General features: G+C 64.3%; 27 protein-coding genes. 25 read left to right on the top strand and 2 right to left on the bottom strand.

Annotated elements, in window-relative coordinates; genetic code table 11:
* The first annotated feature begins 33 nt into the window (after positions 1-33).
* From CBM2586_RS28510 to CBM2586_RS28450, 13 genes are all read left to right on the top strand, one after another.
* Complete coding sequence (locus CBM2586_RS28510) at positions 34-531, top strand: hypothetical protein (RefSeq protein WP_115691204.1); 498 nt, start codon at positions 34-36, stop codon at positions 529-531.
* 24 nt (positions 532-555) lie between these two features.
* The gene (locus CBM2586_RS28505; RefSeq protein ID WP_115665994.1) at positions 556-744 is read left to right on the top strand and encodes a hypothetical protein; all 189 of its coding nucleotides are present in this window, start codon (positions 556-558) and stop codon (positions 742-744) included.
* A gap of 121 nt (positions 745-865) precedes the next feature.
* Positions 866-1360, top strand: a complete 495-nt coding sequence (locus tag CBM2586_RS28500; protein WP_115691202.1) for a hypothetical protein — start codon at positions 866-868, stop codon at positions 1358-1360.
* A gap of 14 nt (positions 1361-1374) precedes the next feature.
* Positions 1375-1593, top strand: coding sequence for a hypothetical protein (locus CBM2586_RS28495; RefSeq protein ID WP_115665996.1), 219 nt, complete (start codon positions 1375-1377; stop codon positions 1591-1593).
* Positions 1594-1675: 82 nt separating this feature from the next.
* Positions 1676-2923 carry an MFS transporter gene (locus CBM2586_RS28490; RefSeq protein WP_231942667.1) on the top strand — a complete coding sequence of 416 codons (1248 nt, stop codon included), beginning with the start codon at positions 1676-1678 and terminating at the stop codon, positions 2921-2923.
* On the top strand, positions 2920-3624 hold the full coding sequence (locus tag CBM2586_RS28485; protein WP_115691200.1) for a GntR family transcriptional regulator: 705 nt from the start codon (positions 2920-2922) through the stop codon (positions 3622-3624). Before CBM2586_RS28490 ends, CBM2586_RS28485 begins: the two co-directional genes overlap by 4 nt.
* A 512-nt stretch (positions 3625-4136) precedes the next feature.
* On the top strand, positions 4137-4343 hold the full coding sequence (locus CBM2586_RS28480; RefSeq protein ID WP_181924350.1) for a hypothetical protein: 207 nt from the start codon (positions 4137-4139) through the stop codon (positions 4341-4343).
* A gap of 62 nt (positions 4344-4405) precedes the next feature.
* Entirely contained in the window at positions 4406-5452 is a 1047-nt protein-coding gene (gtdA, locus tag CBM2586_RS28475; RefSeq protein WP_115691198.1) for a gentisate 1,2-dioxygenase, read from the top strand.
* A gap of 100 nt (positions 5453-5552) precedes the next feature.
* Complete coding sequence (locus CBM2586_RS28470; RefSeq protein ID WP_115691196.1) at positions 5553-6251, top strand: fumarylacetoacetate hydrolase family protein; 699 nt, start codon at positions 5553-5555, stop codon at positions 6249-6251.
* A gap of 21 nt (positions 6252-6272) precedes the next feature.
* Positions 6273-6914, top strand: a complete 642-nt coding sequence (gene maiA, locus CBM2586_RS28465) for a maleylacetoacetate isomerase (protein ID WP_115691194.1) — start codon at positions 6273-6275, stop codon at positions 6912-6914.
* Between the two features lie 32 nt (positions 6915-6946).
* Positions 6947-8158, top strand: coding sequence for a 3-hydroxybenzoate 6-monooxygenase (locus CBM2586_RS28460; RefSeq protein WP_115691192.1), 1212 nt, complete (start codon positions 6947-6949; stop codon positions 8156-8158).
* Positions 8131-9297 carry a TRAP transporter substrate-binding protein gene (locus CBM2586_RS28455; protein ID WP_115691190.1) on the top strand — a complete coding sequence of 389 codons (1167 nt, stop codon included), beginning with the start codon at positions 8131-8133 and terminating at the stop codon, positions 9295-9297. Before CBM2586_RS28460 ends, CBM2586_RS28455 begins: the two co-directional genes overlap by 28 nt.
* 211 nt (positions 9298-9508) lie before the next feature.
* A complete protein-coding gene (locus tag CBM2586_RS28450) occupies positions 9509-9871 on the top strand; it encodes an EF-hand domain-containing protein (RefSeq protein ID WP_115691188.1) in 363 nt (120 codons plus the stop codon).
* A 185-nt stretch (positions 9872-10056) separates the two neighbouring features.
* Here the strand turns inward: CBM2586_RS28450 and CBM2586_RS28445 are convergent, their stop codons facing one another.
* Positions 10057-11253 carry a monovalent cation:proton antiporter-2 (CPA2) family protein gene (locus tag CBM2586_RS28445; RefSeq protein ID WP_172583385.1) on the bottom strand — a complete coding sequence of 399 codons (1197 nt, stop codon included), beginning with the start codon at positions 11251-11253 and terminating at the stop codon, positions 10057-10059.
* Positions 11254-11788: 535 nt separating this feature from the next.
* On the opposite strand from CBM2586_RS28445, the gene CBM2586_RS28440 reads away from it, so the two are divergent.
* From CBM2586_RS28440 to CBM2586_RS28420, 5 genes are read left to right on the top strand one after another with little or no spacing between them, the layout of a single operon-like run.
* Complete coding sequence (locus CBM2586_RS28440; protein WP_115666004.1) at positions 11789-12892, top strand: AI-2E family transporter; 1104 nt, start codon at positions 11789-11791, stop codon at positions 12890-12892.
* 17 nt (positions 12893-12909) lie between these two features.
* Entirely contained in the window at positions 12910-14463 is a 1554-nt protein-coding gene (locus CBM2586_RS28435; RefSeq protein WP_115691186.1) for a TolC family protein, read from the top strand.
* Complete coding sequence (locus tag CBM2586_RS28430; protein ID WP_115691184.1) at positions 14456-15583, top strand: HlyD family secretion protein; 1128 nt, start codon at positions 14456-14458, stop codon at positions 15581-15583. Before CBM2586_RS28435 ends, CBM2586_RS28430 begins: the two co-directional genes overlap by 8 nt.
* An 8-nt stretch (positions 15584-15591) precedes the next feature.
* Positions 15592-16614, top strand: coding sequence for a DUF2955 domain-containing protein (locus CBM2586_RS28425; RefSeq protein WP_115666007.1), 1023 nt, complete (start codon positions 15592-15594; stop codon positions 16612-16614).
* A gap of 14 nt (positions 16615-16628) precedes the next feature.
* Entirely contained in the window at positions 16629-17066 is a 438-nt protein-coding gene (locus tag CBM2586_RS28420) for a potassium channel family protein (protein WP_115666008.1), read from the top strand.
* Positions 17067-17113: 47 nt separating this feature from the next.
* Here CBM2586_RS28420 and CBM2586_RS28415 read toward each other — a convergent pair whose 3' ends face one another.
* Positions 17114-18145 (bottom strand): autotransporter domain-containing protein, encoded by a 1032-nt coding sequence (locus CBM2586_RS28415; RefSeq protein ID WP_115666009.1) that lies wholly within the window; start codon positions 18143-18145, stop codon positions 17114-17116.
* 449 nt (positions 18146-18594) lie between these two features.
* Here CBM2586_RS28415 and CBM2586_RS28410 point away from each other — a divergent pair, with 449 nt between their 5' ends.
* The 7 genes from CBM2586_RS28410 to CBM2586_RS28380 all read left to right on the top strand — a co-directional run bounded on the left by CBM2586_RS28410 (position 18595) and on the right by CBM2586_RS28380 (position 26348).
* The gene (locus CBM2586_RS28410) at positions 18595-19182 is read left to right on the top strand and encodes a copper-binding protein (RefSeq protein WP_115691182.1); all 588 of its coding nucleotides are present in this window, start codon (positions 18595-18597) and stop codon (positions 19180-19182) included.
* Between the two features lie 376 nt (positions 19183-19558).
* A complete protein-coding gene (locus CBM2586_RS28405) occupies positions 19559-19960 on the top strand; it encodes a cupin domain-containing protein (RefSeq protein ID WP_115666011.1) in 402 nt (133 codons plus the stop codon).
* Positions 19961-20191: 231 nt separating this feature from the next.
* Positions 20192-21181: a tripartite tricarboxylate transporter substrate binding protein gene (locus tag CBM2586_RS28400; protein ID WP_115666013.1), complete on the top strand. Its 990-nt coding sequence runs from the start codon at positions 20192-20194 to the stop codon at positions 21179-21181.
* Positions 21182-21240: 59 nt separating this feature from the next.
* Positions 21241-22035, top strand: coding sequence for an enoyl-CoA hydratase/isomerase family protein (locus tag CBM2586_RS28395; protein WP_115666014.1), 795 nt, complete (start codon positions 21241-21243; stop codon positions 22033-22035).
* A gap of 4 nt (positions 22036-22039) precedes the next feature.
* Positions 22040-24142, top strand: coding sequence for an acetate--CoA ligase family protein (locus CBM2586_RS28390; RefSeq protein ID WP_115691180.1), 2103 nt, complete (start codon positions 22040-22042; stop codon positions 24140-24142).
* Positions 24143-24154: 12 nt separating this feature from the next.
* On the top strand, positions 24155-25003 hold the full coding sequence (locus CBM2586_RS28385) for an alpha/beta fold hydrolase (RefSeq protein WP_115691178.1): 849 nt from the start codon (positions 24155-24157) through the stop codon (positions 25001-25003).
* Positions 25004-25013: 10 nt separating this feature from the next.
* Positions 25014-26348 carry an MmgE/PrpD family protein gene (locus tag CBM2586_RS28380; protein WP_115691176.1) on the top strand — a complete coding sequence of 445 codons (1335 nt, stop codon included), beginning with the start codon at positions 25014-25016 and terminating at the stop codon, positions 26346-26348.
* Positions 26349-26412 lie beyond the last annotated feature (64 nt).

The following is a 26412-nucleotide window of genomic DNA, read 5'->3' as shown; positions in this document are numbered from 1 at the left end:
GCCAGGATTTCAATTCATCTCAAGGAGACAGACATGAGCAGGGCCAATCAATCACCTTGGAAGTACGCGATCCTGTGGTTGCGTATCTATTTTGGCGCGCACCTCTTCTACTCTGGTGCCCGCTTCATCCTGACCTCGTACGTGCCCGAGATACCGGGCATCGGGGGCGCCTATGTAGCCGCGGCCTCGGATATCTACATCTTTCAGATCATCAAGTATATGGAATGCGTGCTGGGCCTGATGCTGCTGACCAATCGCGGCGTGTTGCTTGCGCTGGTGCTCGAGATGCCGGCTACGGTCAACATCTTCTGGCTGAACACCTTCATCGTGGCCACGCCGCGCCAGCTCTTCACGGGCCCACAGGAGTTGTTCATGAATGGCGCCCTGCTGCTTGCCTACGGTGGGTACTACGTGTCGGTCCTGCAGGCGAAAGTCGAGCCGATGTGGCTGTGGGACGGACTGAAGAAGGTGGCAAGCGCGCGCGAACGCGGCGAGCCCGCGCCTGCCTCGGCCCAACAGATTGAAGCCTGACAAAAGCCTGAACCGGAGACTGCAATGAAGAAAGAGATGTGGATTGGCGTGGCCATGTGCGTGTTCTTGTCCGTGGCTGCCTGCATCGGCTCGACAGGGCTGGGCTATGCGGAATATCGCCCGCTGCGCAATTTTGACTATTTCGCGCTTGGGGTGTCATGGACCTTCCTGATCGTGACGCTCATCAAGGATCGCGACAGCAACAAGTCATGAGCGGGGCATCGGCATGACGCCGGTGTGTCGGGGGCGCGCCGGCCGGGGCAGTAGTCGCCGGCGGCGCCCAGGCGGCCGAAGTCGCCGACGGTGAACAATAACTAAACAGAGGAGACATCAAATGAACAGGGATGTGCAATCCCCGTGGAAATACGTGGTCGCCTGGTTGCGGATCTACTTTGGTGCCAACCTGATCTATTCCAGCGTTCGCTACCTCGCCACCGGCTTCATTCCGGAGATACCCGGAGCCGCCGGCGCCTATGTGGATGCGGCGAAGGCTATCTACATTTACCAGGGCATCAAGTTCCTCGAATGCTTCTGCGGGATCTTGCTCGTGACCAACCGGAACGTGCTGCTGGCCCTGCTGCTGGAGATGCCGACCACCTTCAATATCTTCTGGATGAACACGTTTATCGTGGGCACGCCGCGCCAGTTGTTTTCCGGCCCGCAGGAACTGCTGATGAACGTCTCGCTGCTGTTGGCGTATGGCGGGCACTACGCGACCATCCTGCAGGCCCGGGTCGAGCCGGTATGGCTGTGGGACGGATGGAAGGCGCTGATGCGATCGCGCGAAGGCGCCGGTCGGGCGCGCGTGGTTCGGCAGGCCGACGCCTGAACCGGGAGACTGCGATGAAGAAACCAATGTGGATTGCTGTTGGTATCTGTCTGCTCATCACGCTCGCCGCGTGCATCGGCTCGACCGGACTGGGCTATGCGGATTATCGTCCGCTGCGCTATCGCGACTGCTTTGCGCTGGTAGCGGCATGGCTCTACATCTTCGTGATGTTCGTCAAGGATGGCCGGGCCAGCCGTTCCGGCGGGGCGAAGCGTGGCAACGCCGATGGCTGATCATTAATTATTGACTTCTCGTGCTCGAGAGTTGGGCGGCGCCTGGAAACGGCTGTCGCTCTTTTTTCTTATGGTGTCCCTCATGCAGTTACCCCACGGCCTCCGCGCACTCTCCTCCCGCAGCTTCCGCCTGTTCATGGCGGGACAGGGTGCCGCGCAAGTGGGCAACTGGCAGCAGTTGATCGCCACGTCCTGGCTGGCCTATGGGCTCTCCGGTTCGACGCTGGTTCTGGGCCTGGCCGCCTTCGCGCTGCAGATTCCCTTCCTGCTGATGGCGCCGGTGACGGGGCCGCTGCTGGACCGTCTCGATACCCGTCGCGTGCTGATGGTGGCGAATGCCGTCGCGTGCATGCAGTCGGTGGCGATGCTGTCGCTGGTGGCAACTGGCCTGCTGCGGCCCTGGCATATTGTGGTGGCGAATCTGGTGCTCGGCATCGTGAATGCGTTCGATTCGCCGGCGCGGCAATCGCTGTTGACGCAGATGGTCGAGCGCAAGGAGGACCTTCCCAATGCCATCGCGCTCAATTCCAGCATGATGGCGGGCGCCCGTTTCGTCGGCCCGACGATCGCGGGCGCCATCGTTGCCACATTCGGCCAGGTGTGGGCGTTCGCGGCCAACGCTATCCTGCGCTTTGCGATCATCGCGGCGCTGCGCGCCATGCGCCTGGCGCGCGCGCCGCGCACGACGCAGCCGGAGCCTTGGCTCAGGCAGTTCGCGGCTGGGCTGCGCTACGCGAATCGTTTCACGCCGTGCCGCAACAGCCTGTGGCTGCTGGCAACGATGAGCTTCACCATTCAGACCCATGCCGCAATGATGCCGTGGTTCGTGCGGGAGCGCTTCCACGGGGACTCGCGCACGCTCGGCATGCTGCTTGGCGCGGCCGGGCTTGGCGCGCTGGCTGGGATGCTGTATCTGGCGATGCGGCGCGGTGTCGGCTGGCTGTTGGCGACGATCGGCTTCGCCTCCGTCATGGCGGCCTGCGCCACCATCGGGTTCGCCCAGGCGCCGGTGGTCTGGATGGGGTTCGTGATGCTGTTCGTCGTCGGCATGGGCACCATGCTCGCAGCGGCTTCGGTCAATACCCTGATCCAGCTCGCGGCGCCAGATGGCTTTCGCGGCAGGGTTGCGTCGCTGTACGTGGTGGCGTTCCTGGGCATTTCACCCGTGGGCGCCTTGTTCTGGGGCTGGACGGCGGAGTACGTCGGCACGCCGGCCGCGCTGACGACGTGCGGCGTGGTGTTGTTGTTAGCATCGGCGCTGTACATGACGAACGTCGCGGCCATGCGCGCGCAGGTCCAACCGGTGTACAGTCGCATGAACCTGTCATGATTGCAGGCGTCCCCGTCCGTCCTCCGCTGCCGACCATGAACAATGTAGAAGTCAAGGGCGTCGATCTTCCGGCCCAGATCGCCCAGCAGGTCCGCAAGCTGATCAATCGCGGCACCCTTGCCCCGGGACTCCAGTTGCGCCAGTCAGATCTGGCGGATCGCTTCGGCATCAGCCGCGTGCCGGTGCGGGAGGCCCTCAAGCTGCTGGCGGCCGAAGGCATCATCGAACATGATCCGAACCGCGGCTTTTTCGTTGCTCCGCTTTCCGCCGACGAAGCCCGCCAGCTCTACCGCTACCGGTTCCTGCTGGAGCGGGAGCTGCTGAAGACAGTCGATTGGCCGGACAGCACGCAGATGAAGGCACTGAAGGCCATGCTGGAACGGCTCGACAGCTACCTCGACAAGGGTCAGCGCGCCGAGTGGATCGACGAATACCAGGAATTCTATGCACTGCTGTTCGACCTCTCGCCGGCCAAGATCCTGCGGCGCGAGGCGATTCGCCTGATCAGGCTGACCGACCGCTATCGGGCTCTGGCCTCGGAGGTGAGGGTGCCTGGCGAGCAACGGACCGCGCACCTGGAGCACACGCTGCTTGCGGCCATGTCGAAACGAGACCGTGGCCAACTCATCCGCGGGTTCGAACGTGAGCGCGAGAAGATCCTGACGTCGATGCTGGCCAGGATCGATGCGCGCGGGCTGTAGCCTGCTTCAGAACATCGTGGTGATGCCGAGCCGGCGGGCGCGCTGCTGGTTCTCGGGGAAAGGCGTGAGCGTATTGATCGTTGCGCTGGCGCCGGCATTGGAGCGCTGCAGGACCGACATCCCACAGAGGCAGGCGCCTCGACAAATACAACCCTTGGAAAAGACCGCCGCCTTAGCGGCGCACCGTGCCCTCGCGGCCTTGTCGCCATGACGACGTCGAGGGGGATTGAGAGATGTGGGTCGCGCAACAGCGGTTCGGCAGCTTCAGCATCCCGGCCACCAGCGCGTTGTCATCGCGCGATCCTTGAGGCTATCCCGCGCCACTAGCCCGCCGAAGCGGCCGCGGTGCGAGTGCATTTCTCGCGCACGCTGCAACGCCTATCTGACTGGGCACTCCTTGATTAAGTATTCATAATTGAATAATATCTAGCATACAAAGCGGGTTGGACCGCGCTCGTGGATGCCGCGTGCTGCCATATCGGTCTACCTTCGGTGGCCTCAAGGGGGAAGCTGTGGCGGCAGAGTTCGTCAGTGCCAAGTCAGGCATCGGCATCCTCATCTGGAATAGCTGGCAGGTATTCGAGGTCGAGAAGATGCAGGTGGGATTGGCCGCGAGCGCGATGCTGGGCTTCTTGGTGTCACTGGGCTTCGACCTGCTGGAGTGGGTGCTGCTGTCATGGTGCGTGGGCGCTCGTCGGCATGAGCGACGGCGGCCCTGAACGCTGCGCCCCAACGCGGCCGATGCTCGCGGCCAGGTACAAGAAATCACTACGGAGACATTATGGACGCACGCCAGCCCGGCCCCGATCGTGCCGCTTATTACGCCGATATCAGTCGCAGCCACATGAGCGCCCTCTGGGAATCGCTGCACTCGCTGGTACCCCCGCAGCCCCGGCCGCAGGTTCTGCCGGCGATCTGGAAGTACAGGCAGATCCGCCCGCTGGTAATGCAGGCTGGCCACGTCATCAGCGCAGAGGAAGCCGTGCGCCGCGTGCTGGTACTGGAAAACCCGGGCCTGCCTGGCAAGTCGAGCATCACCGGTTCGCTCTACGCCGGGCTGCAACTGATCTTGCCCGGCGAAGTGGCGCCGAGCCATCGCCATACGCAGTCGGCGCTGCGCTTCATCGTGGAGGGGCAGGGTGCCTGGACGGCCGTGAATGGCGAGCGTACGACCATGCACCCGGGCGATTTCATCATCACGCCGTCGTGGACGTGGCATGACCACGGCAACCCGGCCGTTGAGAGCGGCGGCGAGCCGGTGGTCTGGCTCGACGGGCTCGATATCCCGCTGGTGCAGTTCTTCGACGGCGGCTTTGCCGAGAATTACCCCGAGGCGCAGCAGCCGGTCAAGCGGCCAGAGGGCGACAGCTTTGCCCGCTTCGGCCACAACATGGTGCCGGTGCGCCACAAGGTTTCCGACCCGAGCTCGCCGATCTTCAGCTATCCGTACGACCGTTCCCGCGAGGCGCTCGACCAACTCTACCGCAACGGCGAACTCGATGCCTGGGACGGCGTGAAGCTGCGCTACGTCAACCCCGCCACCGGCGGCTGGCCGATGCCGACCATCGCCACCTTCATGCAATACCTGCCTCCCGGCTTCCAGGGCCGCACCTATTGCAGCACGGACGCGACCGTCTACAGCGTGGTCGAGGGGCGCGGCACCGCGCGCATCGGCGACGAACAGTTCCAGTTCGAGCCGCGCGACACCTTCGTGGTGCCCTCGTGGGCTCCTGTGCAACTCGCTGCGCTGGACGACGCCGTGCTGTTCAGCTACTCCGACCGTCCGGTGCTCTCCGCGCTGAACTTGCTGCGCGAATCGCGTACCTGACCCGATTTCCCTTCGACAAGAACCACCGGGTCGCGCCGCCGCAGGCACCGCATCCGGCCCGCTCAACCTGCGTTTGCCCGAACCTTCAACCGAGTCCGACATGTCCTACGTCTTCACTCCGCCCGCTCCCGTCGCCATCGCCGTTGCCGGCAGCGACGACACTTTCCCCGTCCGTCGCGTGTACTGCGTCGGCCGCAACTACGCCGCCCATGCCCGTGAAATGGGGTTCGATCCCGACCGAGAGCCGCCGTTCTTCTTCTGCAAGCCCGCCGACGCCATCGTGCCAGTGCAGGCCGGTCAAGTGCTGGATCTGCCGTATCCCGCGCAGACCACCAACTACCACTATGAAGCTGAACTGGTGGCGGTGATCGGCCAGGCCGGCTCCGACATCCCCGTCGACCGGGCGCTCGAACATGTGTGGGGCTACGCGGTGGGCCTCGACATGACCCGCCGCGACCTGCAGATAAAGATGCGCGAGATGGGCCGTCCATGGGAAATCGGCAAGGCGTTCGACGCTTCCGCTCCGGTCGCACCGATTCACCCGGCCAGCAAGATCGGACACCCCACCGACGCGGCGATCTGGCTGTCAGTCGACGGCGAGACGAAGCAATGCAGCAACGTCACACACCTGATCTGGTCGGTGGCCGAGACGGTGGCGTACCTGTCGCAGTTCTTCCGGCTGGAACCGGGCGACGTGATCTTCACCGGCACGCCGGAAGGCGTGGGCCCGGTGAAGGCCGGCGAGACGATGGTGACGGGCGTGGACGGCCTCGGCGAACTGACCGTGCGCGTGGTCTGACGGAAATTCACGGGAGTCGGCATGCAGCTCTACAGCTTCTTCAATAGTTCCACGTCATACCGCGTGCGCATCGCCCTCGCGCTCAAGGGCCTGTCGTACGAGTACCTGCCGGTGAACATCCGCGTCGGCGAGCATCATGACGGGGCGTACGTGAACGGAATCAATCCCTCGGCGTCGGTACCGGCGCTGATCGATGGGGACTTCGCGCTCGGGCAGTCGCTGGCAATCCTGGACTACCTCGATGCGCGCCATCCTGAGCCGCGCCTGCTGCCGGCGAGCGACGAACTCCGCGCGCGGGTGCTCGAACTGGCGTATCTGGTGAGCTGCGACATGCACCCGGTGAACAACCTGCGCATCCTCAAGTACCTGCAAAGCGAGCTGAAGCTGTCGCCCGAGCAGAAGGACGCGTGGTACCGCCACTGGATCGACCAAGGCATGGCCGGCGTCGAGCGCCTGCTTTCCCGGTATGGGGAAGGGCCGTGGTGCTTCGGCTCGCAGCCCACGCTGGCCGATGTCTGCCTCGTGCCGCAGATCGCCAATGCCCTGCGCATGGGATGCGATCTTTCCGCTTACCCGAAGGCGATGGCCGTCTTTACCCACGCCAGCGCGCACCCCGCTTTCGCCCTGGCCGCCCCGGCGCGGCAGCCGGACTACACCGCCTGAGCGCAAGAACGCCCAGGTCCAGGAGACGACCCATGCAATTGAATCAGTCCGACAGGAAAGTCTTGATCATCGGCGGCGGCATCGGCGGCCTTGCCGCGGCCCTCGCGCTGGCGAAGCAGGGCATCCGCATCGAGTTGCTGGAGCAGGCCGACCAGATCGGCGAGATCGGCGCCGGCATCCAACTCGCCGCCAATGCCTTCGCCGCGCTCGACGCCCTTGGCGTTGGCCAGGCTGCGCGCGACCGGGCCGTGTTCACTGACCAGATGATCTTGAAGGATGCGCTCGACGCCAGCGACGTGGCCGTCGTGAACGTGGGCACATCGTACCGCGAGCGTTTCGGCAATCCGTATGCGGTCATCCATCGCGCCGACATCCACCTGTCAATCCTGGAAGCCGTGCAGGACCATCCGCTAATCACGTTCCGCACCCGTACCCGGGTCGGCAAGCTGGAGCAGGGCGAGCGCGGCGTGACGGTGATCGACCAGCGCGGTGAATGCCACGTCGCCGATGCCGTGGTGGGTTGCGATGGAGTGAAGTCCGCTATCCGCCAGACGCTGATCGGCGACGAGGCGCGCGTCACCGGCCACGTCGTATACCGTGCCGTGGTGGACGTAGAAGACATGCCAAAGGACTTGCAAGTCAACGCGCCCGTGGTATGGGCCGGCCCACATTGCCATCTCGTGCACTACCCGCTGCGCGGCGGTCAGCAGTACAACCTGGTGGTCACGTTCCACAGCCGCGAGAAGGAAGAGTGGGGGGTGAAGGACGGCAGCAAGGACGAGGTGCTGTCATACTTCGAGGCTATCCATCCGCTCCCGCATCAGATGCTCGACCGGCCATCGTCGTGGAAGCGCTGGGCCACGGCCGATCGCGAACCGGTCGAACGCTGGAGCTTTGGCCGCGCTACCGTTCTCGGCGACGCTGCGCATCCGATGACGCAGTACGTCGCGCAAGGCGCATGCCAGGCACTCGAAGACGCCGTCACGCTCGGCGCAGCCGTGCGGGAAGCGAATGGAGACTTCGAGGCCGCGTTCACGTTATACGAGCAGGCCCGCATCCCGCGCACCGCGCGCGTGCTGTACGCAGCCCGCGATATGGGCCGCATCTATCACGCCAAGGGCGTCGACCGCTATGTGCGCAACTCGCTGTGGACCGGCCGCACGCAATCGCAGTTCTACGACTCGCTGCAATGGCTGCATGGCTGGCGGGCTGAGAAATGCCTGAGCCAGACGCCGTGGCTGTGAGAAGCGAGGCAGGGAAAGGAGCGCGAAAGGAGATAGGGATGCTCAGGAATTCAGCCGTATCGGGTCTGCTTAGCTTATTGACGTCATTAAGGTATAGGCGAAATCTTGCAAGACTCGCTTGTTGCATCCCATTATCCGTACTGGCAACCGCGGCGGCGGGAGAGCCTCTCTCCACGGCGAAGCAGGCGTCGAGAATCATCCATATCGCTGATTACCGTGGATATCTCCAGGCGGACCACCCGGTGCGCCGTGGCATGAACAAGTTCTCCGAACTGGTGGCCACCCGAAGTGGTGGCCGCATACTCGTGCAAGCCCCCTCAGAAACCATACCGGGATCTCCATCAAGCCAGATCGCATCCTTGCAGGCGGGAGATGGCAGAACGCCAGAGTTGATGCTGCAAGCTACGATCGGGCTGGCTGACGTCGAGAAGGGCTTTGGTCTGATTGATCTTCCGTTCACGCTCGGCAATGAAAAACAGGCCAATGCGTTGCTCGATGGCCCTTTCGGCGCCACCCTGCTGGATCGTCTGGCAAGCCGTAATCTGATCGGACTCGCATGGTGGGAGAACGGTTTTCGACATATGACGACTTCTACCGGCCCCATCCTTCATGCGGACAGCTTCAATGGCTTAAGGATTCGTGTCATCCCTGCGCCAATCTTCGTTGAGAGCTTCAAGGAAATTGGGGCAGATCCCGTTCCATTGCCATTTTCTGAACTGCATGCGGCGTTGAAATCCAGGAGCGTCGCAGCGCAGGACAATTTCTATTCCCAGATAGTGACGGGCAAACTATATGAAGTCCAGACCTATCTGAGTGTCACCCACCACTCCTACGGTGCTATGACATTGATCGCGAGCAAGCGCTTCTGGGACACGCTGGCGCCGGCTGACCAAGCACTGTTGCGCGACGCCGCGGGAGCGGCCGGCCAGTACCAGCGGCGCCTGATTCGCGATGAGAATGCCAGGATGCGTGCGGACCTTGAAGCCCGAGGGATGCGTATCAATGAGCTGAATCCAGCCGAGTTCATAAAGTTGAGCGAGCGAGTGCGGCCGGTGCTGGCCCGCATTGCCAGGGACTATGACTCTTCCCTGCTTGACTTGTATCAGGCCGAACTAGATAAGATTCGTATGCTCCACTGAGCAAGAAGGTGTTCTTGGTTCTCGATAACCTGAGGGCGCATCACAGCCAGCCGCTGAAGGCCCGGGTCGCCCGCGTCTGATAGAGGATTTCCCTAATCGGGATGCCGCGCTCAGCGCGTAGAATGCTGAGCGAGCCAATGCTCACACAATTTCGGCCAGCAGGCTTCCTGCTCCGAAGTTTCAAAAAAAATTGTGACTTGAGGAGAGCGACATGACCGTACGCAAATTGCCCGCAATTGGTTTTGCATTCCTGATGGCACTTACTTCTCTGGCAGTGAATGCGCAGTCGGCACCAGCACCCCAACAGGGAGCGGCGCCAGGCGAGATCCCGAAAGCACCACCGACTACGGCACAGGCAAAAGCCTTGATTGCGGAGCGATTCAAGGCCGCCGACGCCAATCATGACGGCAAGCTGAGTCGCGACGAAGCGCAGGCAGGCATGCCGCAGGTGTACGAGAATTTTGACAAGATCGACGTCAAAAAGTCGGGAGTCGTCACGGAACGCCAGATCGGTTCTTATTGGATGAAGAAGACCAAGGACCAGATGCAGAAGGAAGCTCCGATCTGGAACTAATGCGCTGAGGCGCCCCTACCTACCCCAAAGGACGGCATCCGGTGCCCTTCGAGGCGACGCCGTCCTGGCCCGGTGTTCGAGTTCGATTTGGAACGGTGTATCGGGAAGAAATGAACGATTGCACCGCCTGCTTTGGCGTCCAGCGGGCGGCGCCGGGCAGTCGCGCCACGAGCTGGCCGATGGGTTCATACCTGCTCTACGGGCAAGTCGCGTTCGTCAGTTCGAGGCGCGGCTGCCAGCTTTTTGTGGGCAAGCAACAGCAGCGGGGTTGCGGCCATCGATAGTGCGACCACCGCCGTCACGACGGACAGTTGCTCGTCGTTCAGCAAGCGTGCGTCCTGGGCCGCCGCCATTACGACAAAAGCAAATTCTCCGCCTTGAGATAGCAAGATGGCGAAGTAGGCGCGCTGCCCCCTTGGCAATCCGAACCGGCGCGCCAGAAACCAGAGCGCTCCCCATTTGGCGCCGACCAGCGCGACCACCAGTACGGCGACCATCACCGGCTTGTGCAGCAGCACGCCGAAATCGATTGACATGCCGACGGCCATGAAGAAGAGGCCGAGCAGCACTCCCTTGAAGGGCGCCATGTCGGATTCGATTTCATGGCGGCCTTCGGAACCGGCTAGCAGCACGCCGGCGATGAAGGCGCCGAGCGACATCGACAGCTGCACACTATGCATCAGCAAGGCGATACCAATCACCCAGAACAGCGCGAACACCGTGAACATATCGCGCGCGCCGGTGCGTCGAATCGCAGGGAGGACCATTCTCAGCAGGAAGCGTCCGCCTACGACGACGGCTGCAAGCATGCCCAGCGCCTTGAGTGCCAGCGCCCAGCCGGCCGCTGACGTCGTCTCGACCACCGGCGTTGGGGCGAGCAGAGGCAGCAGGGCAATCATCGGGATTGCTGCGATATCCTGGAAAAGCAGGATGCCGAAGCTGGTGCGCCCGACTGGCGAATCGATCTGCCCGCTCTGTTCCAGGATGGAGATCACCATCGCCGTGGACGAGAGCGAAAGTGCCAGGCCGGCAGCCACGCCAACGCGCCAGTCCACGCCGAAGGCGATGAAGATTCCTGCCAGCAGCACGCCACATAGCGTGACCTGGATGCCGCCATAGCCGAAGATCGACTGGCGCATGTCCCACAGCTTCCCGACGTCCATCTCAATGCCGATGACAAACATCATCAGCATGATGCCCATTTCCGATATGTGGAAAACAGGGTCGACAGCGACCACAAGCCCCAACACCGAGGGACCGATGAGGACCCCGGCTACCAGGTAGCCGAGCACGGAGCCGAAGCCCAGGCGCACCGACAACGGCACCATGATCAGGGCTGCCGCGAGGAATACGACCGAATCAAGAAACAGGTCGATGATCATTCGTTGTCATCCTGTGGAGAAGCGGGTTCATTCTAGGGGCAAAAGCATTTTCCGGGTACGGCAAGGTTCCAGGGATGGATCCAGATAAAACCGATAATCCGTGATCCTGCCGCAATTGGAACCGGCACGACACCCGGGGTTGTGCTCGAGCTTTCTGGATGAAGCTTCCGACGCATGTCGGAGTTTCCTTGCCCGCAACCCGGATTCACCGTTGTCTTTTTTTCCGCCTTTCAATCCAAGGTGATGTCAAGGACGTCCATCCTTCCGCGTTATGAATGTTTTAGAGGCGAGACTTCCCAAATGGGCCATGAACCAAGGGTGCCCGAGCATAAATCACTGGTCTTGAGTGTCGCATGAGGCTCAATCAGGCGATTCAAGGCCCATCGATATGAAAGTTTTCGTTCACATCGGCAAGCCAAAACCGAAGCCCTTAAGATCGGCTGTGGTCTTCTATGCTCCTGCGCATCGTGGGGTAGCTGCAGATGCACGTATTTGAGTAAGTCACGAACCAAGAAATAGATTGAGGAGACCATCGATGTCGCAAACGCCTTTGTCCGGGCGCGTGCTGTCCCGGGGCATGCTTGACGTCCTGATCCGCGCCGGGCTGATCGCGGTTCTCGTTATGTTTTGTTTTCGCATATTCCGCCCGTTCCTCGACCTGATGGTTTGGGCCATGATTCTGGCGGTTACGCTTTACCCGCTGCAAACGTGGCTTACGGCGCGATTGCTTCGCAGTGACGGGAAGGCGGCCACCCTGATCGTCGTGGTGGTAATCACCATCATCATGGTGCCCACGTACCTGCTGGGCGCCGCCATTGCCGATTCTGCGGAGAACGTCCTGGCAATAGCCAGGACCGGCGAATTCAACATTCCAGCACCGGCAGATTCGGTGGCCGCGTGGCCAGTGATCGGCCAACGCGTCTACGACCTGTGGTTGCAGGCCTCGACCGATCTGACCGGGCTGCTGCAGAAAGTTGCGCCTGGATTCAAGGATGCCGGCATCGCCCTGCTTGGCACCGCGGGCCGCTTCGGCGCAGCGCTGCTGGTCTTCTTCGGCGCGCTGATTGTTGCCGGCATCTTCATGGCTTATGGCGAGCAAGGCAGCCACAGTGCGGTGCAGATCGCCTCGCGCATTTCCGGCCCGGACAGGGGGCCGCGTATCACTGCTCTGTGCACGGCAACGATTCGAGCCGTGGCGCAAGGCGTGGTCGGCATCGCGTTCATCCAGATGCTGCTGATCGGCGTGGCGTTCGTGGTCAAGGGCGTGCCAGGTGCCGGTCTGCTGGCCCTGGCCGTGCTGTTGCTGGGGATCATGCAGTTGCCGGCCACGTTGGTCACGATTCCGGTCATTGTCTACGTGTTTGCTGCCGACGGCGCCACCATCGCCAGTATCGTCTTTGCCGTGTATACGTTCGTCGCAGGACTCGCCGACAACGTGCTCAAGCCACTGATGCTCGGTCGTGGCGTAGACGTGCCGATGCCGGTGGTGCTGATCGGCGCCATTGGCGGGATGGTGTCGGGCGGCGTGATCGGCCTGTTCATCGGACCGGTGATGCTCGCCGTCGGCTACCAACTGTTCTGGCAGTGGGTCAAGGACGTGCCGCCGGAAATTGCCTCAGGTGGTCAAGCGCAGATGTGATGGCCGGGAACTGAGGCATGTCGTACTTGTCCAGCCCGCGCCGGCTGCTATCGGTCGGTGCGCTGCTTCTTGCCGGCTGCATAAGACTGGGACCTGACTTCAAGGCGCAGCAAGAGCCCTGGAGCGAAGCCTGGAGCAGCGCGTCCGTGGCGCAGGCCAGCGAGCAGCGCGAGCAACCGGGCATGCGCGAATGGTGGCAGGTCTTTGCGGATCCCATTCTTGAGCGATTGATCGAAGCGGCCGATGCCAACAATGCCGGCGTCCGAATCGCCGGCTTGCGCGTGGTCGAAGCGCGCGCCCAGCTTGGTATCGCGCTGGCGGGTCGTTATCCGCAACTGCAGCAGGCCGGCGCCGACGCCCTGTACGTGCACAGCAAGCAGACGCCTGCTCCAGGACAGGGCGGTCGTGTGTGGCAATACAGTGCGGGCTTTGATATTGGTTGGGAGCTGGATTTCTGGGGTCGTTTCAGCCGCGCCATCGAATCGGCCGATGCCGCCTATTTTGCGGCAAAGGCGAACCACGAAGACGTGCTGGTGCTGCTGCACGCGCAGATGGCACAGACCTACTTTGCCTTGCGCACGGCCGAGGCCCGCCTGCAGATCGCGCGCGAAAATGCCCGGTTACAGAAGCGCAGCTTCGAGATCACCGAACGGCTTTTCAAGGGCGGCGAAAGCGACGAGCTGGACCTGCAGCAGGCCAGGACCCAATATCTGGGCACGTTGAGCAGCATCCCGGAGCTCGAAAGTCAGATCCTGCGCACCCGCAATGCACTGGCGATCCTGGTCGGGCAGCCTCCCGGTGCGTTGCCCGAGCTTGCCAACCCGACCGGCAGGGAAGGCGTGATTCCGCTGATCGACCGCGCAGTGTTGCAGGACGTGCCCGCCAACCTGCTGCTGCGCCGCCCGGACGTGCGCGCGGCCGAACTGCAGATGGCCGCGCAGTCGGCGCTGATCGGCGTGGCCAAGGCCGACCTCTATCCGTCCGTGTCGCTGCTGGGCAGTATCGGCTGGTCAGCGACGTCACTGCCAGGAACGCCGAATGGCTGGGTGTTGGTCGGTGGCCCGAGCATGCGCTGGAACGTTCTGGACTACGGCCGCATCCGCAACAACGTTCGGGTGCAGGATGCCCGGCTGCAGCAACTGATCGTCGTGTACCAGGACAGCGTGCGGCAGGCAGCGCGCGAGGCCGACGACGCGGCCAGCGGACTGATCAAGTCGCTGGAGCGCGAAAAGATCCTGCGCGAGGCCTCACAAGCCGCGAACCGCTCGTTGACGCTCGCTAACGCCTTGTTCCGCGAAGGGTACTCGGATTTCCAACGCGTACTCGACGCGCAGCGGGCGCTGTTCGCGCAGCAGGATGCCTACCTGGTCAACCGCAGCAACGCGGTGAGCAACCTCATTGCCCTGTACAAGGCCCTCGGTGGCGGCTGGCATACCGGACAGCCGCTGGTCGATTCCGCTACCCGAGCGCAGATGCAGCAGCGCACGGACTGGAGTGACCTGCTCGACGAATCCGTCCGCCAGCACCCTGACCGCAAGCTGTCAACACCGCAAGTGAATACCAATGAGTGATACGCCGCAGCCTCCCGCACCGCCACCGGCGGACAACCCGGCGCCCGGCGCCGATTCGTCGAAGAAAGGTATCAGGTGGGTAGTTGGCCTGATCGTCCTGAGCCTCGCCTGGTACCTGCTGGCCGATCGCTTCACCCCCTACACGCAACAGGCGCGGGTCCAGGCGCTGGTTGTCGCGGTCGCCTCGGAGGTGCCGGGGCGCGTGACGCGGGTGCACGTGCGCAACAACGAGCGCGTCCAGGCGGGAGCCGTACTGTTCGAGGTCGATCCGCAGCATTACCGCATTGCGCTGGAGCGGGCACGGGCCGACCTGGAATCGATGCGCCGGCAGATCGGAGCCAGCACTGCCGGCATCGCTTCTGCGCAGGCTGGCCTGCGCGCGGCGCAGGCCAACGCGCTCAAGGCGCGCCAGGACAGCGAGCGCCTGGAACGCCTGTATAGCGAGGACCAGGGCACGGTGTCGCTGCGCCGCCTGGAAGTCGCTCGCGCGACGCACGCGCAGGCAGTCAGCCAGGTCGACGCCGCCCGAGCCGAGGTGGAGCGTGCGCGTGAGACGCAAGGCGGCAGCGAAGACAACAACGCCAAGCTGCAAAGTGCTGCCGCCGCGGTGGACAAGGCCGAGCTGGACCTGGCCAATTCGCAGGTGCGCGCTCGCACGGCCGGATTGATCACGGACTTGCGCACCGAAGTCGGCCAGTATGCGTCGGCGGGCAGTCCCGTCATGACGTTGATTGCGATTCAGGATGTCTGGATCAGCACGGACATGACGGAGAACAACCTCGGTCACGTCAAGCCCGGCGCGCCGGTCGCCATCGTGCTGGACGCATATCCGGGCAAAGTCCTGGAGGGACGCGTGCGCAGCATCGGATATGGCGTCAGCGTGGGCCAGAGTCCGCCACCGGGGACACTGCCGACGATCCAGAACAGCCGCGACTGGCTGCGCCCGGCCCAGCGGTTTCCGGTGATCGTCGAATTCGCACAAGGCGAGCTGGACCAACTGCAGGGCGTCCGGGCTGGTGGGCAAGCTGAAGTCATGGCTTTCCCCACAGAAGGCAATCCGCTCAACCCGCTCGGGCGCCTCTTTCTGCGCGTCATGAGCTGGCTGTCCTATGTCTACTGAACCGAGCCATGCCGAATGACCGCACGACCCGCTCAAGGCGTGCGCTACGCCTGGCGCTCGGCACGGCCATGTGCCTGGCAATCAGCTTCGGCCTGGGCTGGGCGATCCCGATGGTGGCCCCGGTGCTGGGCCTGTTTGTCCTGGCTTCGATGAACCGACCGGTGCCGCTGAAAGCTGGTGTCGGACTGGCACTCGTGCTGCTGCTGACCACTGGCAGCGGGCTGCTGCTGATCCCTTTCCTGCGCTATTACTGGCTTGGTGGCGTGATGCTGACAGGCTTGCTGCTATTCCTGGCGTTCCGCTACGGCTTGGGCGGAGGTAACAACCTGGTCTCAACCTTCCTGGCTGCCGGCCTGACCATGATCTCGGCGGCAGGCACGGCGGATTTCACGCTGGCGGTTACGGTAATCGGCGCACTGGTCAAGGGACTGTTGCTTGCTGTGGCGGTGCTGGCACTGGTCCACTCGGTATTCCCGGACCCGCCCGGGACCGCGCCGCCGCCCGTCGCGCCGCGGCCGCCGGCAAGCGAGGCAGCCTGGATGGCGCTGCGGGCGACGCTGGTGGTCCTGCCCGCCTACCTTCTGGCACTCAGCGACCCGGCCGGCTACATGCCGATCATCATGAAAGCCGTCGGCCTTGGCAGACAAAGCTGCACCACCGCGCGCGGCGCGGCACGGGAGTTGATCGGCTCCACGCTGCTCGGTGGGCTGTTGGCGATCCTGCTGTGGTCGGCGCTCAGCCTGTTCGTGCATTTGTGGATGTTCTTCCTGTGGACGCTGCTGTGTGTCATGCTCGCGGGGCGCCGGCTCTACGGGCTCAGGCCAACACGCCATCCGCCAAGTTTCTGGCTGAATGCCCTGGTCACCATGGTGATCCTCCTGGGGCAGTCGGTCGAAGACAGCGCGGCCGGCAAGGACGTCTACACGGCTTTCGCCGTACGGCTAGGGCTCTTCCTCGCCGTGACACTGTATGCCTGCCTGATGCTTCGCCTGCTCGACGACCGCGGCCGCGTGTCGCCGCGCGTAACCTGACCACAGAGGCCACCATGCTGCTTCCACTTCTCGCGGCTGCACCTGTCATGTTCCTGTGCCTCGCACTACAGGCGGTAGTCGTGGCCGCCTGCCTGCGCCGCTATGCCCGCTTTCGTCAGCGCTGGCTGCGCAGCGAGCCTTTGTGGGTGGACATCCTGCTGCTGTCTGCAGTGATGCTCCTGACTTTGCTCTGCAACTTCGCCCAGATGGCAATCTGGGCGGTGCTGTTCTTGCTGCTTGGAGAATTCCCGGATTTCGCCGGGGCGCTCTATCACTCCGCGGTCAATTTCGCCACGCTCGGCTACGGCGACATTGTCATGTCCGGAGACTGGCGCGTGCTCGGGCCCATCGAGGCGGCCAACGGTATCCTGATGTTCGGGGTGTCGACCGCGGTGATGACCGCGGCGGTGCTGGACGTCGTCAAGTACAACAAGGCCCACCAGGAAGCATGACTGGCAGACGATGGCACCCCGGGCAGCATCATGCGTCTTGCCGGCAGTCAGAAACTAGCGGCCAGTCCGAGGGAGGCACCTGATACGTTGTTGCCAAAGACATATCTAAGCACGGCGCGCACGCGCGTGACAAATACCTCATGCGCACTTGTGTCAAGTTCCAGGCCGGTCCCGAGGGTTGTCAGTCGATTGAAACCTAGGATGCCTGCCTGGCTGCCCAAATACTGGGAATGGGACAGTTCGAGGACATAGCGAAGAGGGCGATCCAGTGCCCGCAGTCCGGTCGGAGCACGCCAGCGTGCCCACAGACTGGCGGTCTGAGCGCTGGCCATGCCTTTTACCGCGTCGGAACTGCCGCCAAAGCTCTGCAAATGAATGTTGGTGTAGCGCAGTTCGACATCTATTTCGTAGTTGTCTCGGTAATGCTCGAGATCCAGCATCACTGAACCGCCCAGTCCATAGGCGTTCAGGGTGCCATTGTCGAGAAAGCTGATCTGCTGATCGGTAACGTGCTCGGCGATTGCCTTGCCGACCGCGAGGTCGCTGGCCACATGGCCCAACGTAAAATTGAATATCGGGCGAATCACCAGTTCGCGATTCGCCAGCAACGGAAAGTCCCAGCCAATACCGCCGGTGCCGGTGACGGTATTCCACCTGGTAGGAATATTGCGAGACTCGCTGCCGTTGGACGCGACGAAGGTTGGATCGTAGCGAGAGTAGGCGATAGCGCCTTCCAGATAGAGCGGCACCGATTTGCTGATGGTGGCACCGCCTCCAAGCTGGGTCATCGTCACGCCTGGATCTCCGGAGGTGGCGTTGTCGATGGAGAGCGAACTGGAGGCGAGATCCGGCACGGCAGAATAGGCCATCAGCGCGAGCACGGCGTTGGCACGCTTCTGAACATTGGCGCCGGGAATGAACAGACCTGAACCTGCCTGGGCATGCGCGCCAGCCGCTGCGAGACTCCACCAGACCGCTATCACCCAGGTGCCCGCCGAACCGGCGCGGCGTGGGCCACGACGCGGCCCGGGATATCGTCCGGCCGCATCGGTAACCGTCTTGTCTGAAAAACACGACATCTTTGCCCGGCTGGCGAAAAAGGTTCGGATCCCAAGCATCGACAGTGAAATCAAATCGTGACTTCCCATGACGCGGGCTGAAACGCGTCGCGATAAAAGCACCTTTTCGGGCGATCAAGCGAGATCTGTGCAGCTACCCGGTCCTAGTAGGCTGCGCGGTGCAATTTAAAAATACGAAAAATCGCCAGCCATCCACCTCTTTGTTTAAACATGATTAGAGGATCTCTTTGCGGCGACCAGCCGAAAACTGCATTTTCAGTGTATCACTGCAACCGGCTCGCTGGTAAGCATCGACACACTAAAACTTTAAGATCAAGCTACGAAACATTTCATGTGAAGTTGCCAAATTTAGTCGGATAAAGTTTGGCGCGAGTGCTCGCGACGCTTCCGCCGGAATAACGTGAGCTCATATGCGGCCGACACTGGCCGAAAATGAAAAGGGAGAAGTCATGATTAGGAAAACTCTGCTGGCGGTGGCAGTGGCCATTGCCGCCGCCGGTTCCGTGAACGCTCAACCCGAGGCGAAGGTGGAGGTCAAGCGGGCGCCGGGGCAAGCCACCGCGACAGGTACGGCAAAGGTGACGGCAAAGATCGTCAGCATCGACCCGGCCACGCGCTCCGTTTCGCTGAAGGCCAGCAACGGAAAGACCATCGCGTTGGTGATCGGTGAAGAAGCCAGGAACTTTGAGCAGCTCAAGGTCGGCGATGCCGTTACGGTGGAATACAAGGAAGCGCTGACGCTCAGCCTGAAGAAGGGCAGTGGGCCGCTTTCTATCCAGGAGCGGGAAATCTCGGATCGTTCTGCCCCAGGTGCCAAGCCCGGTGGGACGGTCGGGCGTGAAGTCAAGGCCGTCGCAGATGTCGTTGCGGTCAATACCAAGGCCAATACCGTCACCTTGAAGGGGCCTAAGGGGAATACCATGGATCTGGTCGTCGATGACCCCGCCCAGCTCAAGGGCGTCAAGAAGGGGGATCGTGTCGAAGCGACCTATACGGAGGCCATGGCGGTATCCGTGCAGCCTGCGACGGCCAAGTAAAAGCACCCAGGGCGGAGAGGGCCGCGATCATACGAGAACGGCTCTCTTCTGGATCGCTCGCGTGTTCTTCGAGCTTTCACTCGTTCGGCAATGCGGCCATCGACAAGCTGAAGCACGGATCCATGGCAGGTCGCGGAAGGTAAATAGGTCCGTGTGAGCGCCAGGCACCCGGCAAGACTCACACCTCAGCGGCGGGCCGTCGGGACCTTTGTATGACAACGTATCCGCCCAACCCGCCGATACAAGCGAATACATGGAGTGCCGGCCTTTGCTATCGCCGGGATACATCCGCATCGTTCAATGCTGCTTATGCAATGCGTATCCGCCGCGATGGCTGGATGGCTTGCAGACCATCCGAACAGAAGGACACTCCAACATGCATTTCGAAAAGTTTGCAACAGCCGCCATGGCCGTCGTCTGCCTTGCCGCGACCATTCACAGCGCTCAGGCACAAACACCGGCGGTCCATCGGGCCGACCTTGTCAGCCATGACCTCAGCGTCGCGGGCAAGGAAGGCATACAGGTGCGCGTGGATTTTGATGCGGGGGCCTTCGCGCCCAAGCACACGCACCCGGGTGAGGAAATCGCTTACGTGCTGCAAGGCAGCCTGGAGTATCAGCTTGGCGAGCAGCCGCCGGTGCGGCTGAAGGCAGGCGAGGCGCTGTTCATTCCGGCAGGCACGCCGCACTCGGCCCGGAATGTTGGTAGCGGGCAGGCGTCGGAACTGGCGACCTATATCGTCACGAAAGGCGCCAAGCTGGTCGTGCCCGCGAAATAAGGAACACGGCCGCACTCCTGCCGGACAAGCCCCGGGGGATTCACCGGTACCTTGGCCATCCCCATCCCCATCCCCATCCCCACCCCCTAACGCACAGCACCAATTCCATGCAGTGGAATTGTGGGGCTGTGCGTCGGCCCGCCGGGGCCTAAGCTGCCTGTAACAAAGAAACGCGCCCGGTGCATGCAATCTGGTGGCCGCGGCGTTCCGACTTGTTCCAGGAGACACAGCATGCATCTGTTCCGTACCGGGCGCTTCCGCTGGCTTGCCTCGGCCGCCATCCCATGCCTGATGGCAGCGCCCTTGCCCGCGCTCGCAGCCTTTCCCGACAAGCCAATTCGCATGGTGGTGCCTTTCGCTGCCGGCGGCGGCACGGATCTGGTGGCGCGTGCGATGGGCATCACCATGGGCGAGGACCTGGGCCAGCCCGTCGTCGTCGAGAACAAGCCCGGTGGGGGCACCATCATCGGCACCGATGCGGTGGCCAAGAGCGCGCCAGACGGGTACACGCTGGTGATGGCGACCATGGCTCACGCGGTCAACCCGAGCCTGCACAAGAAGCTGCCGTTCGATACGGAGAAGGCCTTCGCGCCGGTGATGCTGGTGGGCCGCTCTCCCAACGTGCTGGTGGTGAAGCCGGACAGCGCCATCAAGACCGTGCAGGACCTGATCGCCGCCGCCAGGGCGAAACCGGGCAAGCTCAACTACGCCTCGCAAGGCCCCGGGACCTCGGCGCACCTGGCCGGCGAGCTGTTCAAGAAGATGGCCAGGGTCGACATGAACCACATTCCCTACCGTGGCGCCGGCCCGGCGATCACGGACCTGCTTGGCGGGCAGGTCGATGTGATGTTCGCCACGGCGGCCGCGGTCGCGCCGCACCTGGAGAGCGGCAAGCTGCGCGCGGTGGCGGTCACGACCGCGCAGCGCTCGCAGGCGCCGGCGCTGAGCAAGGTGCCGACGATCGCCGAAAGCGGCGTGCCCAATTACGCGGCGGATAGCTGGTATGGCCTGTTCGTGCCGGCGGGCACGCCACCGGCGGTGATCACGCGGCTGAATGCCGCGGCGAAGAAGGCGGTGCACAGCGATGCCTTCCGCAAGCGCGCCGAGCAGGAAGGCCTCGCCGTCAGTGGCGGCACGCCAGACGAGTTCGGCCGCTACGTCAAGGCCGAGAGCCAGCGCTGGAGCAAGGTGATCCGGGACGCCAACATCACGGCCGACTGAGCGCCACCGCATACACGACCGATCGCACCGAACGCAAAAGAATCGAACCGGACAAGACCATGGACAACTATTCCCTGATCGAACTGAAGCTTGAAGCTGGCATTGCGCTGCTTGCCTTCAACCGCCCCGACAAGCGCAATGCCATGAGCGACGACATGCGCTCGGAATTCATCGATGCCCTGGAACGGGTGGCGGCGGACAAGGCGATCCGCGCGCTGGTGCTCACCGGCAACGGCAAGGGCTTCTGCGCCGGCGGCGACGTCGCCGGCATGCAGCGCCGCATGGATGCGCCGCAAGGCGAGGTCGGCTTCAACGGCTGGAGCCGCCAGCAGCGCGTCCATCACACCGTCAAGCTGCTGCACACCATGCCCAAGCCCACCATTGCCGCGGTCAACGGTGCCGCGGCAGGGCTGGGTGCCGATACCGCGCTGTGCTGCGATTTCGTGCTGGCGTCCGCAGCGGCGTCGTTCTCGTGGTCCTATATCAACCGGGGCCTGATCCCGGACGGTGGCGGCATGTATTTCCTGCCGCGCCGGGTGGGGCTGGCGGCGGCAAAGGAACTGGTCTTCACGGGCCGCAAGGTCGAGGCGCAGGAAGCGAAGGCGCTTGGCATCGCCGACCGCCTGAGCCAGCCCGAGGCGCTGATCGACGATGCGCTGGGCTGGGCGGCGGAACTGAGCCGGGGCTCGGCTACGGCGATCGCGCTGGGCAAGAGCATCATGAACCAGTCCTTTGAACTGCCCGCCGACCAGGTCTTCGCCCAGGGCAGCCAGGCACAGGGCATCTGCTATACCAGCAGCGAGCACCGCGAGTCCGTGCTGGCCTTCCTCAACAAGACCGCAGCCAGGGCCTGACACCATGAACGCGATCCAACGACTTGTCACGCCGCGCAGCGTTGCCGTGATCGGCGCTTCCGCCGATCCGGCCAAGACCGCAGGCCGTCCGGTTTCCTACCTGCGCAAGCATGGCTTCGGCGGGGCGATCTATCCGGTCAATCCCAGGGTCGAGTCGATCGACGGGCTGCGCTGCTATCCCGATATTGCCTCGCTGCCCGAAGTGCCGGATGTCGGCATCGTGCTGCTGGGCGCCGAGCGCGCGCACCTGGCGGTGCGCGAGCTGGCGGCGCGCGGCGCGGGCGCGGCGATCGTGCTGGCGAGCGGCTACACCGAGACCGGCGCCGAGGGCGCGCGGCGCCAGGCCGAGCTGATCGAGGCGGCCGGCGGCATGCGCCTGCTGGGGCCCAATACCATCGGCCTGGTCAACCTGACCGACAACATCCCGCTGTCGGCCAGCGGCGCGCTGGAGATGGACCAGTTTCCGGCTGGCAGCATCGGCGTGGTGTCGCAAAGCGGCGGCATCCTCGGGGCGTTGCTGTCGCGCGCCGCGGCGCGCGGCATCGGCCTGTCCAAGCTGGTGTCGACCAGCAATGAAGTCGACCTGGACCTCGCTGACTTTATCGATTACCTGGCCGATGACGAGGCCACCCGCGTGATCGCGTTGTATGTCGAGAGCGTGCGCAATCCGGAAGCGTTCCGGCGCGCGGCGCTGAAGGCGGCGCGTGCCGGCAAGCCGGTGGTGGCGTTCAAGATCGGCCGCTCCGAGAGCGGCGCGCGCGCCGCGGTGTCGCATACCGGCGCGCTGGCCGGCGCGGACCGCATGTACGACGCGCTGTTCGAGCAGGTCGGCGTGATGCGCGCGCAGACCTTCGCGGACCTGCTCGACATGCCCGCCGCGCTGGCGACCGGGCGCAAGCTGGGCGGCAAGCGCGTTGCGATCCTGACCTCGACCGGCGGCGCCGGCACGCTGGTCTCCGACAGCCTGGGCGTAGCGGGCTTCGAGACGCCGGCGCCGGACGCAGCCACCGCGGCGAAGCTGCGCGCGCTGCAGCAGGGCGACCACGCCGCGCTCGACCGCAATCCGATCGATGTGACGCTCGCCGGCTTGCAGCCAGATCTGCTGCGCGCCGCGATCCGCATCCTGCTCGACAGCCCGAGCTATGACGCGGTCGCGGTGATCGTGGGCTCGTCCAGCCTGGCCATGCCGGACCTGATGGCCAATGCCATCCGCGACTGCCTGCCGGGCAGCGACAAGCCGGTGATTGCCTACGTGAGCCCGCATGCGCCCGAAGTCGCGTCGCTGCTGAATCGTCGTGGCGTGCCGGCGTTTGCCGCGCCGGAAGCCTGCACGGTGGCGATCGACGCGATGCTGCGCGCCGGCAGGCTGGGCGAGGTCGACGAGGCGGGGACGCCCACGCTGCCGTTGCCGGATCTCGCGGCCTATGGCTCGGGCTCGCTCGACGAAGCCGCGGCCAAGCGCCTGTTCGCCGGCTTCGGCGTACCGGTCGCAAAGGAGGTGGTGGTTGCAACTGGCGACGAGGCCACGGCGGCAGCGCAGGCCTTCCGCGGCAATGTCGTGCTGAAGATCCTGTCCGCCGAGATCACCCACAAGAGCGATGTCGGTGGCGTCGCCGTCGATGTCCCGCCGGCCGAGGTGGCGCGCCGGCTGACGCGCATGGCAAGCGACGTGCAAGCTGCCACGGGCAGCGCGCCGCGGCGCTTCCTGCTGCAGGAAATGGTCAAGGGCGGCGTCGAAGTCATGGTCGGCATGCACCGCGATGCGCTCGGTACCGCGATCCTGCTCGGCATGGGTGGCGTGACCGCGGAATTGTTCGGCGATACCACGCTGCGGCTGCTGCCAGGGGCGCGCGGACTGACGCGCGAGGCCGCGCTGGAGATGATCGCGCGCCTGAAGACCGCGCCTTTGCTGCGGGGCTTCCGCGGCCGCCCGCGGGCAGATGTGGACGCGTTGGCCGATGCCATCGTCGCGTTTTCGCGCATGGTCGCCACGCTTGGCGACCGGCTCGTCGAGGCGGAGATCAATCCCTTGTTCGTGCTGCCCGAAGGGCAGGGCGTAGTGGCGGCCGACGGGGTGGCGGTGCTGGCCGGCAATGACAAGCGTTGACGGGATCCCGCCATGGGCAACGGGCGCGAGGATGTGCTGGTGACTTCGATCGATGGCTGCGACGTCGTCTGGCGCAGCCTCGGCGACGGTCCGGCAACGGTGCTGCTGCATGGCGGCCATGGCAACTGGCAGCACTGGGCCCGCAATATCGGGCCGTGGTCGCGCCACCGGCGGCTGCTGGTGCCGGACCTGCCGGGCTTTGGCGAGTCGGGTGCGGCGCCGCGCGCCGACCTGCCGGGGCTGACCGATGTCCTGGCCCGGTCCCTGGCGCAGTTGATGCCCGGCCGTATCGACGTGGTGGGATTTTCCTTCGGCGCGCTGGTGGCGGCACATCTCGCCATCCATGATGGCCCTGACGCTATCGAAGTCGGCCGCCTGGCATTGCTCGGGCCGGCGGGCCACGGCGGTCCGCGCCGGATGACGGCGGCGCTGGCCGACTGGCGCCGCTGCGCGGACCCGCTTGCGCTTGCCGAGGCCATGCGCCACAACCTGGCGGCCTTCATGATCGCCGATCCGGCCGCGATCGACAGTGAAGCGGTGGCTATCCACACTCGTGCCTGTCGCGCGACGCGCTTCCACAGCAAGTCGCTCTCGCGCGGCGGCGGACTGCAGCAGGCGCTGGCGCGGTTTGCGGGGCCGGTATGGATGATCTGGGGCGAAGCCGATGTCACCATGTCGCCCGCATCGATTGCCGCAATCGCGCGCGACTCGCGCGGCGCCTCGGCCGATGCGCCGCCAGTCCGGGTCAGCGTGGTGCCCGGCGCCGGGCACTGGGTCCAGTACGAGGCCCACGAGCCAATCAACGCACTGTTGCAGGACTGGCTGCAGCAGTCCCCCGGCACGCCGGCGCAAGCCGGCTGAGGAGACCATCTTGCATGCAACCGAGGCCTTCGGGCCCTTCTTCGGCATGATCCAGGCCGGGCCGCTGCCCGCCGAGGTGATGCATCATGCGAAGCGCGCCCTCGTCGACTGGCACGCGGCGCTGTACCCCGGCGTCGGCACCGACGCGGTCCAGCGCCTGCAGCGCGTGCTGGCGGAAGAGCTGGGCCGCGGCAACGCCATGCTGCCGATGGGACAACGTGCCACCGCGCGCGCCGCGGCGCTGCTCAATGGCGCCGCCGCCCACGCTGCCGAGATCGACGACAGCTTCCGCGACGCGATGTACCACCCTGGCGCCGCGACCATTGCGGCCGCCATGGCGGCCGCACAGGACGCGGGTGCCAGCGGCGAGATGCTGCTCAAGGCCATCGTGGTTGGCTATGAAGTGTCGACGCGCATCGGCGTGGTGCTGGGCCGGGCGCACTATCGCTTCTGGCACAGCACCGCCACCGTCGGCACCTTCGGCGCGGCGGCAGCCGCGGCGTTCGTCCATGGCGCGAGCGAGGCGCAGCTTGCCCATGCGCTGGCGACCGCGGCGACGTTTGCCGCGGGATTGCAGCAGGCGTTCCGCATGGACTCGATGTCCAAGCCGCTGCATGCGGGCCGCGCCGCGGAGGGCGGGCTGCTCGCCGCGCGCGCCGCCATGGCCGGCATCACCGGTTCGCTCGATGTGCTCGATGGCGCGACCGGCATGGGTCGCGCGATGTCGGATGGCCCCGACTGGAGCGGGCTGGCGTCGACGCTCGGGCAAGACTTCCATGTTTGCCGGCTCACCTTCAAGAACCACATCGGCTGCGGCCATACCTTCGCGGCCATCGACGGCGCGCTGGCGCTGAAAGCGCAGCTCGGCATCGAGGCCGCCCAGATCCGCCGCATCCGCGTCGCCACCTATCGTCCGGCGCTGGATATCGCCTGCTATCCCGATCCCAGGAGCGAGAACGAAGCCAAGTTCAGCCTCAGGTTCATCGTCGCCGCGGCGCTGGTGCACGGCAGCGTGCGCCTGTCGGCCTACACGCCGGAACGGCTGCGGGATGGCGAGACGCGGCGGCTGATGGACTGCATGACGGTGGCGGTCGACCCCGAACTCGATGCCTGGTTTCCCGGCAGGCGCGCAGCGAGGGTGGAGATCGAAACCATGGACGGAGCCACGGCGCACTACCTGCAGCCGAATCGCAAGGGCGATCCGGAGGAGCCGCTGACCGACGCGGACCTCGACGGCAAGCTGATCGAACTGGCGTCGCCGGTGATCGGCGCCGATGGCGCGCGCCGGCTGGCGCAGAAGATCTGGCGCGTCGAGACGGCGCCGGCGGCCGTGCTGCCTGGCTGATGCTGTCTGGCCCAGTCCCGGCGGCCCGATTCGCTGCCGAGGTATGGTACGGTGTCCCAAGGCG

Origin of the sequence: Cupriavidus taiwanensis, from assembly GCF_900250115.1 — a bacterium.
Lineage (GTDB): Bacteria > Pseudomonadota > Gammaproteobacteria > Burkholderiales > Burkholderiaceae > Cupriavidus > Cupriavidus taiwanensis_B.
The sequence above is the reverse complement of the archived record's forward strand: the minus strand, read 5'-3'. Positions and strand labels throughout refer to the sequence as shown.

Bases quoted from the DNA above. Each gene is read 5' to 3' on its own strand.
- CBM2586_RS28400 (WP_115666013.1), top strand. From the start codon at position 20,192: ATGCATCTGTTCCGTACCGGGCGCTTCCGCTGGCTTGCCTCGGCCGCC.
- CBM2586_RS28505 (WP_115665994.1), top strand. From the start codon at position 556: ATGAAGAAAGAGATGTGGATTGGCGTGGCCATGTGCGTGTTCTTGTCC.
- CBM2586_RS28435 (WP_115691186.1), top strand. From the start codon at position 12,910: ATGTCGTACTTGTCCAGCCCGCGCCGGCTGCTATCGGTCGGTGCGCTG.
- CBM2586_RS28415 (WP_115666009.1), bottom strand. From the start codon at position 18,145: ATGTCGTGTTTTTCAGACAAGACGGTTACCGATGCGGCCGGACGATAT.
- CBM2586_RS28430 (WP_115691184.1), top strand. From the start codon at position 14,456: ATGAGTGATACGCCGCAGCCTCCCGCACCGCCACCGGCGGACAACCCG.
- CBM2586_RS28455 (WP_115691190.1), top strand. From the start codon at position 8,131: ATGCCTGAGCCAGACGCCGTGGCTGTGAGAAGCGAGGCAGGGAAAGGA.
- CBM2586_RS28500 (WP_115691202.1), top strand. From the start codon at position 866: ATGAACAGGGATGTGCAATCCCCGTGGAAATACGTGGTCGCCTGGTTG.
- CBM2586_RS28385 (WP_115691178.1), top strand. From the start codon at position 24,155: ATGGGCAACGGGCGCGAGGATGTGCTGGTGACTTCGATCGATGGCTGC.
- CBM2586_RS28410 (WP_115691182.1), top strand. From the start codon at position 18,595: ATGATTAGGAAAACTCTGCTGGCGGTGGCAGTGGCCATTGCCGCCGCC.
- CBM2586_RS28405 (WP_115666011.1), top strand. From the start codon at position 19,559: ATGCATTTCGAAAAGTTTGCAACAGCCGCCATGGCCGTCGTCTGCCTT.
- CBM2586_RS28495 (WP_115665996.1), top strand. From the start codon at position 1,375: ATGAAGAAACCAATGTGGATTGCTGTTGGTATCTGTCTGCTCATCACG.
- CBM2586_RS28390 (WP_115691180.1), top strand. From the start codon at position 22,040: ATGAACGCGATCCAACGACTTGTCACGCCGCGCAGCGTTGCCGTGATC.
- CBM2586_RS28470 (WP_115691196.1), top strand. From the start codon at position 5,553: ATGTCCTACGTCTTCACTCCGCCCGCTCCCGTCGCCATCGCCGTTGCC.
- CBM2586_RS28485 (WP_115691200.1), top strand. From the start codon at position 2,920: ATGATTGCAGGCGTCCCCGTCCGTCCTCCGCTGCCGACCATGAACAAT.
- CBM2586_RS28425 (WP_115666007.1), top strand. From the start codon at position 15,592: ATGCCGAATGACCGCACGACCCGCTCAAGGCGTGCGCTACGCCTGGCG.
- CBM2586_RS28460 (WP_115691192.1), top strand. From the start codon at position 6,947: ATGCAATTGAATCAGTCCGACAGGAAAGTCTTGATCATCGGCGGCGGC.
- gtdA (WP_115691198.1), top strand. From the start codon at position 4,406: ATGGACGCACGCCAGCCCGGCCCCGATCGTGCCGCTTATTACGCCGAT.
- CBM2586_RS28395 (WP_115666014.1), top strand. From the start codon at position 21,241: ATGGACAACTATTCCCTGATCGAACTGAAGCTTGAAGCTGGCATTGCG.
- CBM2586_RS28445 (WP_172583385.1), bottom strand. From the start codon at position 11,253: ATGATCATCGACCTGTTTCTTGATTCGGTCGTATTCCTCGCGGCAGCC.
- CBM2586_RS28440 (WP_115666004.1), top strand. From the start codon at position 11,789: ATGTCGCAAACGCCTTTGTCCGGGCGCGTGCTGTCCCGGGGCATGCTT.
- CBM2586_RS28450 (WP_115691188.1), top strand. From the start codon at position 9,509: ATGACCGTACGCAAATTGCCCGCAATTGGTTTTGCATTCCTGATGGCA.
- maiA (WP_115691194.1), top strand. From the start codon at position 6,273: ATGCAGCTCTACAGCTTCTTCAATAGTTCCACGTCATACCGCGTGCGC.
- CBM2586_RS28490 (WP_231942667.1), top strand. From the start codon at position 1,676: ATGCAGTTACCCCACGGCCTCCGCGCACTCTCCTCCCGCAGCTTCCGC.
- CBM2586_RS28510 (WP_115691204.1), top strand. From the start codon at position 34: ATGAGCAGGGCCAATCAATCACCTTGGAAGTACGCGATCCTGTGGTTG.
- CBM2586_RS28420 (WP_115666008.1), top strand. From the start codon at position 16,629: ATGCTGCTTCCACTTCTCGCGGCTGCACCTGTCATGTTCCTGTGCCTC.